We start from the raw sequence: 16,449 nt of genomic DNA, 5'->3' as shown, positions 1-16,449 counted from the left end.
ATATTGCCGCGCGGTTCTCCGGCGGCGGCCTCAGCCGCGTCCGCGCGCGACGGAGTAGCGCAGCGTTGACGGTTGCAGCGTCGCGTCGAACGTCACCGGCTCCCGCGCAGGGCCGACCAGCAGCACGGCGCTGATCCCAAAGCACAGTGCATTGGTGGCGCGTTCATTGATCTCCAGCGACACATTCACATGCTGCAGACGCGGCTCGTGCCGCTCGATCGCCTTGGTGAGCGACTGGCAGATGTAGTTGCGGTCGTAGAAACTGGCCAGGCTCAGGCCGGCAAAATCGTTCAGGCCGTAGGTGAGCAACGACCGCTTGCATTCCGGCAAGCCGTGCAGGTCTTCCTCCTCAAACACGATGCGCGTGTTGAGCAAGGATTCAATGTCGCGTGCCACGTTGCTCTTGAGTTCTTCCAGCGAGAGCTGGCGCAATGCCGTAGGCATGGGCGCGTGGGGCTCGTCGTCGAAGAGCTTGTCAAGCAGGCTGGGTTCGAAGCCTTTCATATGCAGCTATAAAACAAGATGCCGCAGCACGGTGGCTGCGGCTCTTGTTATCAGAACAACACCAAACGGTTAGACCGAGTAGGTCTTGTCGTTCTTGGTGAGGCTCCAGGCGCCTTGCGAGTTACCGCCCTGGCCGCCAGCGCCCTTCTGCTGCGTGTACTTCCACTGCACAGCGGCGTAGCGCAGGCTGAACGTGTCGGTCGGGATGCCTTGGGCAACCACTTGCGAATCCACTTCGCTCAGGATGGCGTTCTTCAGCTTGACTTCGAGGTACTTCACGCGGTTGCCTTCGCCGTCCGCGCGGAAGAATTCGATGGTGACTTCACCGAAGGTCGTGCCGCCCGAAGCGTGCTGATACAGCAGCGGGCTGACAACGTCCAGGTCCTTCGAGAAGACCATGTCGCGGTGCTCGCAACGCTCAGCCGTGTGGCCGCCGGCGGTCGAAGCCGTGGCCGAACGCGGTTGGCTGATAGCCTGCGACCAGCTGTTGATTTCGATCCAGTCCTTGTGATCCTTGTCTTGCGACTCGCCCTTGATTGCCGGGCTGTCGAACTTGACGTAGATATCCTTCATACAGAGACCCTCTTCGATAGATTGGTTGTTGGTACTGCTACGGGTAACGAGCGTAACGGGGGTGTTATGCCCGAACATTCCCCCCCGGGGAGAGTCCGGTCAGGAATTACGAGTTGGCTGGCTTTGGCAGATCCGCCACGAGGCGCAGCGAGATCGAAAGTTCATCCAACTGGAAGTGCGGCCGCAGGAACGCCACCGAGCGGTAGGTGCCCGGCTTGCCAGGTACCTCCTTGACTTCAATCGACGCTTCGCGCAGCGGGAATTGCGCCTTCTGCTCTTGCGTCGCGTTGTCGTCCAGCAGCACGTATTGCGAGATCCAGCGGTTCAGGAACGTTTCCACGTTCTTGGCCGAAGCAAAGCTGCCGATCTTGTCGCGCATCATCGCCTTCAGGTAGTGCGCCACGCGCGATACCGAGAAGATGTATTGCAGCTGCGCAGACAGGACCGAGTTCGCATTCGCGCTGTCGGTGTCGTACTTCTTAGCCTTCTGCACCGATTGCGCTGCGAAGAACGCGGCGTAGTCGGAGTTCTTGCAGTGCACGAGCGGGATGAAGCCGAGGTCGCTCAGCTCCTTCTCGCGGCGGTCGGTAATGGCGATTTCGGTCGGGCACTTGAGTGCGATCTCGCCATCATCGGTCTTGAAGGTGTGCGTCGGCAGGTCTTCCACCAAGCCACCACCTTCCACGCCACGGATGGCTGCGCACCAGCCGAAGTCGTCAAACGCGGCCGTCAGGCGGGCGCCAAAGGCCCAGGCAGCGTTGCACCACAGGTATTTGCTGTGATCGGTGCCGTCGACGTCTTCAACAAAGTTGAAGCTCTCGACCACGGTGCCGTCCTTCGGGTTGTACGGCAGACGACCCAGGAAGCGCGGCATGGTCAGGCCAACGTAGCGCGAGTCTTCCGAATCGCGGAACGACTTCCACTTGGCGTATTCGACCGTGTCGAACACCTTGGCCAGGTCACGCGGCTTGCCCAGATCGGCAAACGATTCCAGACCCAGCAGCTCAGGCGACGACGACGCGATGAACGGAGCATGCGCGGCAGCCGCCACGTGCGCCATCTGCTCGATGAAGTACATGTCTTCGGGCTGGCGCGTGACTTCGTAGTCGCCGATCAGCGCGCCGAACGGTGCACCACCGAACGTGCCGAATTCTTCTTCGTAGACCTTCTTGAACAGCGCGCTCTGATCAAACTCGATGGCCGTCTTGAAGTCCTTCACCAGGTCGCGCTTGGTGGCGTTGAGCGCCTTGATCTTGATCGTCTGGCCGGTGTTCGTTTCCTTGACCAGATAGTTCAAGCCACGCCAAGTGGATTCCAGCTTCTGGAATTCCGGCGCGTGCATGACCGCGCTCAACTGCTGCGAGATCAAGCGGTCCAGCTCGGCGACACGCGCATCCAGCGTGGCCGACAGATTGTCGGACACCACCACGGTGCCGTTGAGCACCTGGCTGGCCAGCTCGCCAATGATGTCCTTGGCGCGTGCACGCTCGGAGTCGGATTTGGCAACGCGGCTTTGCTCGACGATGCTGTCGAGCAGGCTCAGTTCTTCGGCAACCGCGGCGCCTTGTGCGGAGGATTGGTTCTCAAGCATCTTCGCCTCCGGTGTTCTTGGCGCCGAGCTTCTTCGCGTTTTCGGTGTTCTTCAGCACTTCCGCCAGCAGGTCTTCCAACTTGTCGTTACCGGCCATCTTGTTGCGCAGGTCGGCCAGCTTGGAGCGGGCTTCCAGCAGCTTGCGCAGCGGCTCAACCTGCTCAACCACGGCTTCCGGGCTGAAGTCTTCAATCGAGCGGAACTTCAGGTTGACGCCAAAGCGGCCACCCTCTTCCGTCAGCGTGTTGGGCACTTGGAATGCCGCGCGCGGCTCCACGCCCTTCATCACATCGTCGAAGTTGTCGCGGTCGATGTTGACGAACTTGCGGTCGCGCAGCTTCGGTTGCTCCACTTCGGATTGCCCCGAGAGATCCGCCACCACGCCCACGACGAACGGCAGTTCCTTCTGCTCGATCGCATCGCCGATCTCGACGTCATACGTGAGTTGCACGCGCGGCGGGCGCACCTTCTGCAGACGCTTCTGCACACTTTCTTTTTTAGCCATGACTTTCCTCCACAGGCTTGAAATTGGCGCAGGGCTTAGCGCAGCGAGCTGAACGGGTCGGCGCTGCCGCTGCTGGCGCCCGCAGCTGCGGCCGGGGCAGCGGTGGAAGCACCATGGTTAGCAGCCTCGGCGGCCGGCGCAGCAGCAGGACCCGGACGGCGCACGACGCGGCGGCGCGGCGGCTGGGTCTTCTGCTCAGCCGGGAACAGGACTTGTTCGCCCAGCGTGTCGCGCAGCATGCGGGCCAGCACCTGCGCGTCGGTCTTGACGTCGCCAGCCAGCGCGCTGTCGGCACGCAGTTCTTGCAGCGAGCGGCGCGCCACGCGCAGGCCGCTCACGGCCAGGATGCTCTTGGCTTGGCGGTCAGCGTTGTCACGTTGCAGCGCCTCTTCCGCCGCCAGGATGGCTTGCGGATATTTGTCTGCGGCGAACTGCAGCTGAGCGATGCGAACCCACGGCTCATCGCGCGTCGGGTTCTGCTTGGCGATCTGTTGATACAGGTCGATGGCCTTGTCTTGCTGGCCACCCTTGGCGGCGGTTTCCGCCTCCGACATGCTTTGTTTGAATGCCTCGTCGGTCTGCGGGCCTGGATTGGAGGTCGCGCAACCCGTGATCAGGGCGGCGGCACCAGCGAGCACGATGAGGGAACGGAGAACGCGGGAAATAGGCAGGGATTTGGCCACGGCGAGACTCTTCAAGGTTTCAAAGCGGTGTGTCGAAATCCAAGCATCCAATCAAATTCGCCGGAATTGGCGAGTTAAATGTTGGTCTCGACTGGCGCGAAATAGTACACTCCGCTCGTCGCCGTTGACAACCAAAAACGGATTATTACGAAACAGAAACATCCTTTGGATTCAACCGCTTACAGCAAGGTTTGACCGCGAACCACGATTATTAAGAAACCGAAACATTCGAGCCAATTCCGTTTATTAAGAAATCGAAACATTAGCCGCATTCGCCCGGTTTGACGGGCGGCGGCACGGGTCAAATCAAGAGAATTAAATAATCCAGAAATCAGGCATGAAGACGATGAAATTCGACACGGCATGGAGGCAGCCGGGCTGCGACCGCCTCCCGCGGCGCCGGGTCGCGACGATGTTCAAGCTGATGCTGGCGGGTGCCAGCGTGGTGGCCCTGGGGGCCTGCTCGACGGGCGCCAGCGTGCTGGCCGGCGCGGCCAACGGTGCGCTGGAAGCGATCGGGCTGAAATCGTCGAACGTGCCCGACTCGCAAAAGCCGCCACGCGAGGTGCCGCTCAAGCTGACGGCCGGCAACAACCTGAACGCCGCGAATGATCGGCGCCCGGTTGCGGTGGTGGTCCGCCTGTATTCGTTGAAGGACCCGACCAGCTTCCTGCAGGCGCCGTACGACACCTTCATCGACCCGGCGCGCGAGAAGCAGACCTTGGGCGCTGATCTCGTGCAGGTGCGCGAGATGACGCTGATTCCCGGACAGCGTTACGACTTTACAGAGAAGGTCTCGCGCGAGGCGACGACGCTTGGCGTGGTGGCGCTGTTCCGCAGCCCCGCTGCCCAGCGCTGGAAGTTCGCCTTCAACACGGAGAAGAACGAGAAGTCCGGCATCGTGATCGGGCTGCACGCCTGCGCCATGACGCTGGCCAGCGGTACGCCGACGACGCCTGCCGGCAGCACGCCGCTGACCGACCTCAACCTGCTGTCGGCCGCACCCTGCGGTAGCTGAGCCCGCGCACTGATGCACCAGCACTAAAGACGAGACGAGAAGGTCAACGTGAGCTATTCCGCAAAGATTCTTTGGGGCGAGGGGTTGTTCCTGCGCCCGCAGCACTTCCAGCGTCAGGACGCGTACCACGAGTCCCGCCTGCACGCGACGGCGCAGGCCATTCAGCCCTACGGTTGGGGCGTGCGCCATGCGCGCTTTGATACCGACGCGTTGGCCAGCGGCGTGCTGCGCGTGATCGAGCTGTCGCTGTTCTTTCCTGATGGCGAGCTGTATTTCGCCCCGCAGGCCGATACGCTTCCGCCGCCATTGGTGCTCGATGCCGTTCCGGCCGGCACCTCGGAGCTGACGTTCCACATCGCGCTGTATCCGCTGCAAGACAACGGCGGCAACTACCGCGAGCCGCTGGAAGGCGCCACCGTGTCGCGCTTTGTCGGCACGGAAGAAGAAACGGCCGACCTGTATACCGAAGCCGAACCCGCTGCGATTACGTATCTGAAGAAGTCGGTCAAGCTGGTGGCCGAGACGGAGCCGCGCGACCAGTTCATCTCGCTGCCCGTTGTGCGAGTGCGCCGCACCGGCACCGGCGGCTTTGAGCTGGACGAAAGCTTTGTCGCGCCGAGCCTGTCGATCAACGCGTCGGCCGTGCTGTATCAGCGCCTGCGCCGGTTGCTCGACGCGCTGCAAGCCAAGGTGAATGCGCTGTATGGCTTCCACCGCGAGCCGACCAAGAACATCATCGAATTCCGCTCCGGCGATATTGCCTCGTTCTGGCTGCTGCATACGGCCAACGCGGCGTTTGCAGCGCTGTCGCACCTGTATCACCACCCGGATCTGCACCCCGAGCGCCTGTTCCAAGAGATGCTGCGCCTGGCCGGCGCGCTGATGACGTTTACCAAGAGCTACACCCTGGCCGACCTGCCCGCCTACGACCACGACAACCCGGGCCCGGTGTTTGCCAAGCTCGACACCATCGTGCGCGAACTGCTCGATACCGTCATCTCCACACGCTACTTTGCGATTGCGCTGGAAGAAACGCGCCCGTCGTTCCACCTGGGCCGCATCGACTCCGGCAAGATCGACGAAGACACCAGCTTCTATCTGTCAGTGTCTGCGGACATGCCTGCGGCGGAACTGGTGGAAGCCATTCCCGCGCGCTTCAAGGTCGGTGCGCCGGATGACGTGGAAAAGCTCGTGCTGTCGTCCATGCCTGGGGTGCCACTCACCTACACCCCGCAGGTGCCGCCGGCCATTCCGGTGCGCCCGGGCGCGTGCTACTTCGCAGTGGAAGCGCGCGGCATGCTGTACGAACGCATGCTGCAGGCGCAGACCCTCACCATCTATGCCCCGGCCGGCATCCGGGAACTCAAACTTGAACTCATCGCGGTGACTTCATGAGCGCTACCACCACCCCTTCCCTGTTTGGCGGTTCGGCACCCGTACCGGGCAATGCCGCAGCCGATGCGCGCGAGTCGAGCACGCACGCGCGCACGCTGCTGGATTTGCTGTACGACGGTTTCTTCATGCTGTTCCAGTTGCGCAATGGCCAGCAGCCGGCCAGCGCGGAGGATTTTCTCTCGCGCGTGCGTGCGTTTCTGGAAGATTTCGACCGTGGCGCCAAGCGCCTGAACGTGTCGGCCGAAGACGTCTTCGACGCCAAGTACGCCTTCTGCGCCGCGGTGGACGAGACCATCCTGTCGTCCAGCTTCGCTATCCGCACCGCGTGGGAGCGCCGCCCGCTGCAGCTCGAGCTGTTCGGTGAGCAACTCGCCGGTGAGACCTTCTTCGTCAAGCTGGAAGAGTTGCGCGCGCACGGTGCGCCGCGCCTGCAGGCGCTGGAGGTGTTCCACATGTGCCTGCTGCTGGGTTTTCGCGGCAAGTACATCCTGGAAGGGCCAGAGAAGCTTGCGTACCTCACCGCGCGTCTGGGCGACGAGATTTCCGCCATCAAGGGCAAGCGCGCCGCCTTTGCGCCGCAGTGGCCGTTGCCCGACAAGGTCGCCCACACGCTCAAGCGCGAAACGCCGCTGTGGATCTTCGGCGCCGTGTTCGCGCTGATCGGCCTGCTGGCCTACATTGGCCTGTCGCACACGCTGCGCACCAAGACCAATGAAACGCTGGAAGGCTATTCGCAGGTCATCAAGCTCGGGCCGCGTTTTTCGCACCTGACGATTTCGCTGCCTTGATTTCGCCAACTTAAGCGCATGCATTGCGGCAGCGGCTTTGATGGCCGCATGCCGCACACCCCGCCTACCGCTGCCCCGCAACCCGAACCCTGCGCGATGCTGTTCCGATGAAGCCTTTGTTCAACCTGCCGGCCGCCGTGCCGCAAGCCGTCCTGGGCGCGTTGCTCGGGCAGCAGACCCGCCAGATCACGCTGGAAACGGCCCTCGCCTCTGACAACCTTGTCGTCGAGCGCTTCACCGCCACCGAGGCAGTATCGGCCTCGTTCGTGCTGCACATCGATTGCCTGAGCCCATCAGCACACTTGGATACGGCCAAGCTGGCCGCGCAAGAGGTGACGCTGCGCTTGCAGCAAGCCGACGGTAAACGCCGCGCATGGCACGGCTACGTGGCCGATTGCGCATCACTGGGCGGCGATGGCGGTCTGGCGCGCTATCGCCTGCGTGTGGTGCCGTGGTTCGACCGCCTGCGCACTCGCAGCGATTGCTTCGTCTACCAGAACAAGACTGCGCTCGAGATCATCGAAGAGGTGTTTGCGGAATACCCCACCGCGCACTACAAGATTGACGCCACGCAGCTGTGCGCCAAGCGCTCGATCTGCTGCCAGTACCGCGAAAGCGACTATGCCTTCGTGATGCGCCTGCTGGCCGAAGAAGGCCTGTCGTTCCGCATCGAACATGACCAGAGCGACGAACAGCAGAGCAACGCGCAGTCCCGGCACACGGTCGTCATTTTCGACAATGACGCGCAGCGGCCAACTTGCCCGCAGTCCGAGATCCGCTTCCACCGCGTGGACGCCACGGAGAGCGAAGACGCCATCGAACGGCTCTCGCACGCGCACAGCGTCGGCACCAATGCCGTGACGGTCGCGTCATGGGACTACAAAGCCCTGGCTGCCACCGCAGCCCAAGCCAGCGCCAGCGACCCCGGCGGAGAGCTGCCGACGCTGGAACGCTTTGAAGCCTCCGGCCCCTACCAGTTTGCGGATGCACAAGGCGCCAGCCGCGCCGCGCAACTGCGCATGCAAGCGCATGAGGGCGCCTACCTGCGCTACGAGGGTCAAGGCAGCGTGCGACAGCTCGGCGCCGGCCAGCGCTTTACGCTCACGCAGCATTTCGACAGCAAACACAGCGAGTTCGTCACGCTGCAGGTCGAGCACGAAGCCGCCAACAACCTGGGCGCAGACATCGCGCGACTGCTCTCCACCACCGAAATCGAATCGGGCAGCTACCGCAATCGTTTCGTCGCCGTGCCGGCTGAAGCGCCCATCGTGCCGGCATATCGACGCCGCCCGACTGCGCCTGAGGGCCAGGCTGCCGTAGTGATTGCCGATGACGGTGCCCCGCTCACGACCGACCGCGACCACCGCGTGCGCATCCGCTTCCCGTGGCTGCGCGCGCCCGAGACGAACGCCTTCTCCGACCCATCCAGCAGTGACCGCACGCAAGTCACCGCCTGGGTGCGCGTGGCCACCGCCAGCGCTGGGCCGAATTGGGGTGGCAACCACCTGCCGCGTGCCGGCACGCAGGTGCTGCTCACCTTCATCGACGGCGACATCGACCGGCCGCTGGTCGCCATGCAGTTGCACAACACGCAAGACGCCCTGCCCTGGCCGGCGGCGGATGCGCCGCTTGGGCAGGCGCTGTCCGGCTGGCACTCGCAGGGCCTCGGCGGTGGCGGCTACAACCAGTGGGTGGTCGACGATCACCCCGGTCAGCTGCGCATGCGCGTGGCCAGCTCCACTGCCAACAGCCAACTCAACCTCGGCTATGTGACCTCGCACGGCGCCACCGGCGGCGATCGTGGCGAATGGCGCGGCACCGGCGCTGAGCTGCGCACCGACGCGTGGGCCGTGGTGCGCGCGGGCGCTGGCCTGCTGCTGTCCACCACCGCGCGGGCGCAAGCTGGCGGCACCCTGCTCGATACACATGAAGCGCGCGGCCAGCTCACCGCCGCGCAGAAGACGGCGCAACGCTTGTCCGACGCGGCCGCCAGCCAACAAGCCCTGCCGCTGGCCGCCAACGAAGCATTCGAGCCCATCGACAAGGCGCTGGACCCAGCGCAAGACGGCCACTACCCCAGCAACGTCAACGGGCAAGACACCAAGCAACCGGTCGACAAGTTTGGCCAGCCGCTGCTGGTGGCGGAATCCCCCTCCAGCATTGCCCTCGCCTCGCGGGCCACTACCACGGTCTATGCCGGTCGGCATCTGCATGGCACGGCACAGGCGGACTGGCACCTTGCCGCCGGCAACGTTATCGCCGCTGCGGCCGCCAAGGGTGTGAGCCTGTTTGCGCAGCGCAATGGCGTTCGCGTGATTGCCGAAGGTGGGCCGGTCTCTATTCAGGCGCATACCGATGCGCTGGCTGTGCTGGCGGATAAGGCGGTGACCGTGACCTCATCGGCCAATTCGGTTGAGATCCTCGCGCAGCAAAACATCGTGCTGCATGGTGGGGATTCGATGATCCGGCTGGAGGGGAATGCGGTGACGTTTGAGACGTCGGGGCTGCTGTCGGTGAAGGGGGCTGGGCATCCGATGATTGGGCCAGGGGGGCAGGCGGCGGAGTTGCCATCCCTCCCCTTCGGCACTCTGATGCCCGAGCCGGCGGAACATTCGCTGTTCCAGAAATTCGATGAGCAGGTGCTATTCAAGGACGCTGATCAGAAGGTCGTCGAAGGCCGGCTCCGTTTCCGCGTGCGCAACCAGGCGCAGCCTGAGCAGACCTTGCGCGGCGATGCCCCGCAGGGTGGTGAAACGGAGCGGATCCAGACGCCGACAGAGCAGCCACTTGAGCATGCCCTGCGCTACGCCCGTTTTAAGTTCGACCGATAAGAGAAGAAGGTTTACACGATGCCGCATGACGACGACGGCTACGACATTGAAGTCCTTGGCCAGTGCCGGACGAATCCGCGACAAGGCTCTCAGCACACGCAGAACGTCGATGCCAAATATCTGTGGTCCTACGCGCAGGAAGAGGCTCTTGTCGCGCTGAGCGAGCAAGGTGACAACAAGTGCTGGCACCTGATTACCGATCCGGAACGCCGGGCCAAGCGTATCGCAGCGCGCTATGCTGATCTGTACTTCACCAGCGCCGAGAAGTCGCGTGGCAAGCTGCAGATGCTCTGGCCGGCTCTGGCCGCTTTTGTGGTCAAGGACATCGTGGAGGCCTATCGCTATTCGCGGGTGGACGTCCTCAATGGTGGCTGGCGTAACATGGCGCGCACCTCAGGCCTATCGCAGACGGTATCCGACTTGTTCACCGACGCATCGCCCTACGAACATTCGCTACGGGTGTATGCGGCACTGGCCAAGGGCAACCTGTGGCTTTTCATGGACATCTACCCTTGGCTCTGGTTTGTGTTGGAGTACGGCCTCAACCAGGATGGCAGCCTCAATGCCGACCGATTGCGCAGCCACGTGGAAAAACGCGACGCCAGTACGTTCCAGCAACAGTCTAGAGACGCCGTCAAAGAGCTGCCTTATGGCGCTAACTGGATGGGACGGCTACAGGGACGCATCGCGGGTGACCCGGTGTATGCACAGGCACGTAGCTACTTCCAGACAGCCCCAGTGTGGGGCGGAATGGACGGTGGCTATGGGCAGTTTCAAGCCAACGCCGGCCAAGCGCACCGTTACGTGAAAGCGAACGTGAAGAGCTACGACAAGGGCTACCGAGTGCCAGGCTCTGAGTATTGGGGAAGCTTCAATGAGGCCTTCTACGTCATGGAGGAGGAGCGCAAGGAACTGAGCCGGATAGCGGGCGACACTGGGGCCATCGGAAAATTGCAGGCGGTGGCCCGGTTTAAGGTGACCAAGGAAGTGAGACAGACATACTCGCTTTTTATCGACGAGTACGCCTTGGACCAAGCAGGCAAAGTCAGCAGTCAGCAAGAAGAGGTCAACATCATTGCAAAGCAGGAGCAGATCAACGTACTGCAACCGCTGATCTACGAAGACCCTAAGCTGATTAGGACGATGGATATCAACCATCTGTTCAGTCGTGCGTCGTTGGGGTCACTGTCACCGACATACACGCTGTACTTCAGTGCCTCGCCAAAAAACGACGACCCTGCGTTGCAGGCAACCTTCGACAAGCCCAAGGGGCCTTGGGACTATGTGACTGGGCGGAAGAGGAGCTTGCCGAACCCGACCGACCGAATGGCCTATGTCAAGGAACTCGCAGACAAATTCAACGACTTGATGAAGAACAGACGGTCATATATGGATGGCGAACTTCAAAAAATCAGAGGGTGGCTGCATGCTTAACCGGCGGCGTTTCATGATGCTTGCCGTGCTGCCCATCGCGGGTGGCGTGCTGGGCTGTAGCAAGAGTGCGGGTGAGGGAATGACGGAAATACGATTCGACCTTGGGAAGAACATCGCGGACACGGCACGTGCTTCAGGTGTTCCAACATTTGCGACCGACAATATCGATGGCTATATCAGCTATAGCGTCTCGCCTGTGCCGGATGCTGTCGTTGCGCACTACACGCGCGAAGGCTTTGAGATTCGCTGGCAACCAATCTTCTCGCTGGCCATGCGTGCTGACGAGAAGAGATTCCCGGATCGTCGAGTTCAATCGGTATCGCTACTGCTCAACGATAAGGCCATCAAAACCAACGCCGAGGCACAAGCGTTGGTAGAGCAGACGATTGCACAGTTCCAGCGTGGTAAATGGCAGCGCTACTACAACCCCGAATGGGATGTGTTGCTCACGGGGCGTTCCAGTTTGCTCAATGAGAATGGTCAATTTGGACGTTTCCCACGAACGATCGACCCGGCATACCGGATTCCGGCGAACGATTGGCCTGCGGTAGTGCAACAAGGCCCGATCTGGCGCTGGGTCGGTGATGGCGTGCTGGCGGAGTTGAGCGTCAAGGGAGATGACGGTTCCGCGGGATTGAGCTATGACGTTCGCCTTAACTTCGAGCTATTGGACGTGGCGCTCAAGCGCGACGCGGAAAATCTCGCCCAGCAGCTCAAAGAAGGCGATGCCAAGGGCTGGAACAGCACTGCTGAGCACGAAGCGGACAAGAAGAAACGCGCAGCGCTGAACAAGCGCCTGATCGAGAACGCTATCAAGCGTGGTGATGCAGTTGTTAGCCAAAGCGCTTCAAAGTAAGTGGGAACCACGGCAGAAGCAAAGTCGAACGACTTCGCTCCCTTGGGCATATCGCCCGAGCTGCATATCGCCTAATCGGCCGAACCACGTCATCGACTTCATCGTCGGCCAACTAAGCAGGTGATTGGTGTTCTGGCTTCTCTACCTGGCCCTGCCCGTGTACGCAGGCGCGAAGGCTGCAACGCTCGTCGGGCCGCAGCACGGCTTCCTCGCGGGCCTTGGTGTCATGGTCGCCGTCATGGTTGCGGTGCTGATTCCGCAGACAGCACTGGTGTACTGGTTGGGTGGGATCGCTGAGCGCTGGAACAAGGCGCGTGGAGAAGCGCTTCCCTCAGCTGCAGAGACCACGCAGCCCATCGCCCAGTTGCCTGAGCGCATTGGTGGCCTCGCACGTTTCCGGTCGTTGGTGCTCTATGGCGCGGACGACGCACGCCAAGACGCGACACGACTCGTCTACGACTTGCTGAAAGACATGGTTACCAGGCACGTCAGTGTGGAGGTCGAGCACGATGATTCCGACGCCGCCCTCCCCATGGTGTCGACAAGCGAGGTGGCCGAAGCGCTAGAGGGTTCGGGGCTTTCCCCGGAGGGTGCCCTCGTGGTCTTCCGCTCGCACGATCTGGCATGGGTCGGGTTCCGATGCGGCAACGACATCTTTCGCTTCCGGCATCGCGCTGTTACGGAAGTGACGTGTTCCGTGGTCCATCCCGCAAAGGGCTCCGGCGGGTTCGGCCTCGCGTTTCGGTTCGGCGATACTCCCCGCGCGTATGGAAGCATTGCCTACTACGAGCTGCCGTTCGGCTATCACGCTCGGCACGAGGGCGTCTTCACATCCGCTGTCACCGAGATCGCGCACATGCTGGAAGCCAAGCTGACGTCCGAGACGTACGCAGACGCTTAGACCAACAGCAATGCCCCCTCGTCACTCCGTCATGAACGCAATCACCTGGACTGTCGCCGCTTGTCGCAGCAGCCTACGGCAGTGCCTAGCCGTGTTCTGCATGGGCGCTGTACTTGCCGGATGCGGCCAAGCCGACACGCAGGTCAACCGCGATCCCACAGCCCTGCGGCAGTATGTTCGTCTTGAAGCGCCACCTCAATCCGTGCGCTTCGAGCTTGCCACGCTACCCGAAAACAATTCCGGCATGGGCGTACCGGGGCCCACCGACTATGTGGCGTTGATCGTTGCGATCAAGTTGCCCCCTTCGGAAAGCGCACGCTTTGCGGGGAAGCCTCGCTATGTCAACCCAGGTCCGGTTCCGGAGGCGTTTGTGCGTACATGGCTTACGGAACCCGAGAAAGCCGCATTGCGGCGCACCGCCACTGAGGGCGGCGTGGCCTACAACATCAGTTCGATGACGACACGATCGACTAAGCGCGCCATTGCTGTCCCCGTACGGGCCGACGAGTGGGTGCTGTATATCGAGTATGTCGCGCCATCGGCGTGACACCCGCCAGGCGAACGCCTCTTACTCGCCACCACCGGGCGCCAGCACCTCACGCTGCCCATTGCGCCCCATCGGCGAAACCAGCCCTGCCGCTTCCATCTGCTCAATCAACCGGGCCGCACGGTTATAGCCAATGCGCAATTGCCGCTGCACGGACGAGATCGACGCTCGCCGCGTGTTGAGCACAAACGCGGCGGCTTCGTCGTAAAGCGGGTCGGCTTCTGCGTCACCACCCTCGCCACCGAACAAATCGCTGCCAGCAGCTGCCTCAGCCGGATCACCGGCGAGGATGGCTTCGTCGTATTCCGGTTCGCCAAACTGCTTCCAGTGTTCCACCACACGGTGCACTTCTTCATCGGCAACGAACGCGCCGTGCACGCGCTGCGGATACCCCGTACCTGGCGGCAGGAACAGCATGTCGCCCTGCCCCAACAGCGATTCCGCGCCCATCTGGTCGAGAATCGTGCGCGAGTCGATCTTGGACGACACCTGGAACGCCACCCGCGTCGGAATGTTCGCCTTGATCAGACCGGTGATGACGTCCACCGATGGCCGCTGCGTCGCCAGAATCAAGTGGATGCCGGCTGCGCGCGCTTTCTGCGCCAGGCGTGCGATCAGCTCTTCGATCTTCTTGCCGGCGACCATCATCAGATCAGCCAGCTCGTCGATGACGACGACAATCAGCGGCAGCGTGGAGAGCGGCTCCGGTGCGTCTGGCGTCAGCGAGAACGGGTTCGGCACCTTGCGGCCCGCCTGTTCTGCCGCGCGGATCTTCTGGTTGTAGCTGGCCAGATTGCGCACGCCCAAAGTGGACATCAGGCGATAGCGCTTTTCCATCTCCCCGACGCACCAGTTCAGCGCGTGCGCGGCCTGTTTCATGTCGGTCACCACCGGCGCGAGCAGATGCGGAATGCCCTCGTACACCGAGAGCTCCAGCATCTTCGGGTCGATCATGATCATGCGCACGTCGTCGGGCGTGGCCTTGTACAGCATCGACAAGATCATCGCGTTGACGGCCACCGACTTGCCCGACCCCGTCGTGCCGGCCACCAGCAGATGTGGCGCGCGCGCAAGATCCGTCACCACCGGGTTGCCGGTGATGTCCTTGCCCATGGCAAGCACCAAATGCGAGGCATGCGATTGGAAATCTGCCGCGTTCACCACCTCCGACAAGCGGATCATTTCGCGCTTGGCGTTGGGCAGTTCCAGGCCCATGCACGTTTTACCGGGGATGGTCTCGACCACGCGGATGGACGTCACGCCCAGCGCACGGGCCAGATCCTTCACCAAGCCGACCACCTGTGCGCCGCGTACGCCCACGGCGGGGTCCACCTCAAAGCGGGTGATGACGGGGCCTGCGGAAGCACCCACCACCGTCACAGGCACCTTGAACTCGGCCAAGCGCTGGGCGATCAGGTTGCTGGTTTCGTCCAGGTGTTCGGCGGAGACGGCTTCTGCGCTGGTCGATGCAGCCGTCAGCAGCGCGGGGCTGGGCAGGCGGTAGTCCACATAACGCGGCACCGCTGGGGCGGGAGCGGGAGCCGGCGCGGGTGTGGTGACGCTTGGCACCGGCGGCGCAGCGCGGGAGACAACTGCGCCCACCACGGCGGGCAAGACGATACGCGGTTTGGCCGCTGGAGCCGCTTCCAGCGCGGCTTCGCTCGGCTCAGGCGCGGGTGCGGCCTCGTCTGCCGGTGCTTCTTCAGCCTCCACTGAGGGCGCATTGAATGCGGGCACAACCGCTTCGATCACGGGCTCGTTGTCTGGCTCTGGCACGGGCTCGGATACCGATGCGGCAGGCACCATCAGGCTGCGCAGTTCCGCCAGCAAAGCTTCGGCCTCCTGGCGGACGGCTTCCAGATCGACGACAGGGGCCGCCGTGGCAACGTCGGGAGCGGCGGCGTCAACCATCTCAGCCTGCGCGGGCTCCGCGATGGGCAGGTCGACCGCCTCGGGCACGGGCGCTGCTCCTGCCGGCTGCACTACCGGTGTCGAAGGCGTACGCTCGCGCAGCCCCAACTGCGGTTGATGGAACGGGCTACTGACGATCGTGGCGCGTGGTTTGGGGCGCACCTGCGCAGCTTCCGGAGCCGCTGCGGGAGCGGGTGCAGGGGTTGCCTTGGCGCTGGGAGGCGGCTCTGCAGGCGCCGCTTTCTGCGCATCGATCAACGGCCAGATTTCGCCGGGCTGCGGCGGCGATGGGCGCGTGCGCGGCGGCGGCTGCCAAGCCGGTTGGCGGCGTGCGGACACGGCTTCGATACCGCGATGGCGGGTCGTCGGCTGCGCTGGGCCCGTGTTGCCGGTCCAGCCAGTCCAACGTGCTTCGCCCGCGCCACCCAAGCCGAGTGCTGTGGGTTTCAGGCCCTCTTCCGCCGGCTCGCTTTGCTGGAGCGACGGTTCATCGGGCGAGGCGTCTTCTGCAGCGGGTTTGCGCTTGAGCACTTGCTGCCACGTGCGGCCGAACACCATCGGCGCTACCCAGATGAGCACGCCGAGCATCAACAGAAACGCCCCAGTCCAGCCCAGCACGTGTGAGAACAGCGTCGACAACGCATGCCCCGCCGCGCCGCCCGCCTTGTCTTGCGGGTCGCCGCCGGCTGTCAGTGCTTCAAGAGTGCTGCTGGCGCACAGCGCAACCAGCGTCACCAGCCAAAGCCGGACGGTGCCCCGCCCTTGCAGGAGACCACGTTCCCCTGCCAGCGCACGCATTGCGTATCGCCACACCAGCGGCAACAGCCACACGGTAGAAATGCCAAACCAGCCAAGCCCCATTTCAAGCGCCATCAACGAATTCCAGCCCGCGATTGTAGCGGGGCGCGCCAC

At 62.9% G+C, this 16,449-nt stretch carries 14 protein-coding genes; 8 read left to right on the top strand and 6 right to left on the bottom strand.

The genetic code is table 11. From position 1 onward, the window contains the following. Positions 1-30: 30 nt before the first annotated feature. The 5 genes from tssE to ACS7SF_RS27325 form a co-directional block, all read right to left on the bottom strand. Positions 31-504 (bottom strand): type VI secretion system baseplate subunit TssE, encoded by a 474-nt coding sequence (tssE, locus tag ACS7SF_RS27345; RefSeq protein WP_439893589.1) that lies wholly within the window; start codon positions 502-504, stop codon positions 31-33. Between the two features lie 69 nt (positions 505-573). Continuing rightward, positions 574-1,077 carry an Hcp family type VI secretion system effector gene (locus ACS7SF_RS27340; RefSeq protein WP_426400252.1) on the bottom strand — a complete coding sequence of 168 codons (504 nt, stop codon included), beginning with the start codon at positions 1,075-1,077 and terminating at the stop codon, positions 574-576. A 106-nt stretch (positions 1,078-1,183) separates the two neighbouring features. Next, the gene (tssC, locus tag ACS7SF_RS27335) at positions 1,184-2,668 is read right to left on the bottom strand and encodes a type VI secretion system contractile sheath large subunit (protein ID WP_439893588.1); all 1,485 of its coding nucleotides are present in this window, start codon (positions 2,666-2,668) and stop codon (positions 1,184-1,186) included. After that, entirely contained in the window at positions 2,661-3,173 is a 513-nt protein-coding gene (gene tssB / locus ACS7SF_RS27330) for a type VI secretion system contractile sheath small subunit (protein ID WP_439893587.1), read from the bottom strand. Before tssB ends, tssC begins: the two co-directional genes overlap by 8 nt. 35 nt (positions 3,174-3,208) lie before the next feature. After that, positions 3,209-3,856, bottom strand: coding sequence for a hypothetical protein (locus ACS7SF_RS27325; RefSeq protein ID WP_439893586.1), 648 nt, complete (start codon positions 3,854-3,856; stop codon positions 3,209-3,211). Positions 3,857-4,268: 412 nt separating this feature from the next. On the opposite strand from ACS7SF_RS27325, the gene tssJ reads away from it, so the two are divergent. The 8 genes from tssJ (at position 4,269) to ACS7SF_RS27285 (ending at position 13,626) form a co-directional block, all read left to right on the top strand. Further along, positions 4,269-4,874 carry a type VI secretion system lipoprotein TssJ gene (gene tssJ, locus ACS7SF_RS27320; protein WP_426400689.1) on the top strand — a complete coding sequence of 202 codons (606 nt, stop codon included), beginning with the start codon at positions 4,269-4,271 and terminating at the stop codon, positions 4,872-4,874. A 48-nt stretch (positions 4,875-4,922) separates the two neighbouring features. Continuing rightward, the gene (gene tssK / locus ACS7SF_RS27315; protein ID WP_439893585.1) at positions 4,923-6,269 is read left to right on the top strand and encodes a type VI secretion system baseplate subunit TssK; all 1,347 of its coding nucleotides are present in this window, start codon (positions 4,923-4,925) and stop codon (positions 6,267-6,269) included. Then, complete coding sequence (gene icmH, locus ACS7SF_RS27310) at positions 6,266-7,057, top strand: type IVB secretion system protein IcmH/DotU (RefSeq protein ID WP_439893584.1); 792 nt, start codon at positions 6,266-6,268, stop codon at positions 7,055-7,057. The genes tssK and icmH overlap by 4 nt, the downstream gene beginning before the upstream one ends. A gap of 107 nt (positions 7,058-7,164) precedes the next feature. Then, entirely contained in the window at positions 7,165-9,888 is a 2,724-nt protein-coding gene (locus ACS7SF_RS27305; RefSeq protein ID WP_439893583.1) for a type VI secretion system Vgr family protein, read from the top strand. Positions 9,889-9,906: 18 nt separating this feature from the next. Then, on the top strand, positions 9,907-11,322 hold the full coding sequence (locus tag ACS7SF_RS27300; protein WP_439893582.1) for a DUF2515 family protein: 1,416 nt from the start codon (positions 9,907-9,909) through the stop codon (positions 11,320-11,322). Then, positions 11,282-12,178, top strand: a complete 897-nt coding sequence (locus tag ACS7SF_RS27295) for a hypothetical protein (protein ID WP_439894495.1) — start codon at positions 11,282-11,284, stop codon at positions 12,176-12,178. The genes ACS7SF_RS27300 and ACS7SF_RS27295 overlap by 41 nt, the downstream gene beginning before the upstream one ends. A gap of 127 nt (positions 12,179-12,305) precedes the next feature. Next, on the top strand, positions 12,306-13,079 hold the full coding sequence (locus ACS7SF_RS27290) for a hypothetical protein (RefSeq protein WP_439893581.1): 774 nt from the start codon (positions 12,306-12,308) through the stop codon (positions 13,077-13,079). A gap of 31 nt (positions 13,080-13,110) precedes the next feature. Continuing rightward, positions 13,111-13,626 (top strand): hypothetical protein, encoded by a 516-nt coding sequence (locus tag ACS7SF_RS27285; RefSeq protein WP_439893580.1) that lies wholly within the window; start codon positions 13,111-13,113, stop codon positions 13,624-13,626. 21 nt (positions 13,627-13,647) lie between these two features. Here the strand turns inward: ACS7SF_RS27285 and ACS7SF_RS27280 are convergent, their stop codons facing one another. After that, positions 13,648-16,410: a DNA translocase FtsK 4TM domain-containing protein gene (locus ACS7SF_RS27280; protein ID WP_439893579.1), complete on the bottom strand. Its 2,763-nt coding sequence runs from the start codon at positions 16,408-16,410 to the stop codon at positions 13,648-13,650. Between the last annotated feature and the right edge of the window lie 39 nt (positions 16,411-16,449).

The organism is Ralstonia sp. 25C (assembly GCF_051904805.1).
In the GTDB taxonomy this organism is placed as follows: domain Bacteria; phylum Pseudomonadota; class Gammaproteobacteria; order Burkholderiales; family Burkholderiaceae; genus Ralstonia.
Note: the sequence above shows the minus strand (reverse complement) of the source record. Positions and strands in the feature narration are given on the sequence as shown.

What these genes read in the sequence shown, in the direction of transcription:
- tssJ (WP_426400689.1), top strand. Translation starts at nt 4,269, where the DNA reads ATGTTCAAGCTGATGCTGGCGGGTGCCAGCGTGGTGGCCCTGGGGGCC.
- ACS7SF_RS27340 (WP_426400252.1), bottom strand. Translation starts at nt 1,077, where the DNA reads ATGAAGGATATCTACGTCAAGTTCGACAGCCCGGCAATCAAGGGCGAG.
- ACS7SF_RS27280 (WP_439893579.1), bottom strand. Translation starts at nt 16,410, where the DNA reads ATGGCGCTTGAAATGGGGCTTGGCTGGTTTGGCATTTCTACCGTGTGG.
- icmH (WP_439893584.1), top strand. Translation starts at nt 6,266, where the DNA reads ATGAGCGCTACCACCACCCCTTCCCTGTTTGGCGGTTCGGCACCCGTA.
- ACS7SF_RS27295 (WP_439894495.1), top strand. Translation starts at nt 11,282, where the DNA reads ATGGCGAACTTCAAAAAATCAGAGGGTGGCTGCATGCTTAACCGGCGG.
- tssE (WP_439893589.1), bottom strand. Translation starts at nt 504, where the DNA reads ATGAAAGGCTTCGAACCCAGCCTGCTTGACAAGCTCTTCGACGACGAG.
- ACS7SF_RS27305 (WP_439893583.1), top strand. Translation starts at nt 7,165, where the DNA reads ATGAAGCCTTTGTTCAACCTGCCGGCCGCCGTGCCGCAAGCCGTCCTG.
- ACS7SF_RS27300 (WP_439893582.1), top strand. Translation starts at nt 9,907, where the DNA reads ATGCCGCATGACGACGACGGCTACGACATTGAAGTCCTTGGCCAGTGC.
- tssB (WP_439893587.1), bottom strand. Translation starts at nt 3,173, where the DNA reads ATGGCTAAAAAAGAAAGTGTGCAGAAGCGTCTGCAGAAGGTGCGCCCG.
- tssC (WP_439893588.1), bottom strand. Translation starts at nt 2,668, where the DNA reads ATGCTTGAGAACCAATCCTCCGCACAAGGCGCCGCGGTTGCCGAAGAA.
- ACS7SF_RS27285 (WP_439893580.1), top strand. Translation starts at nt 13,111, where the DNA reads ATGAACGCAATCACCTGGACTGTCGCCGCTTGTCGCAGCAGCCTACGG.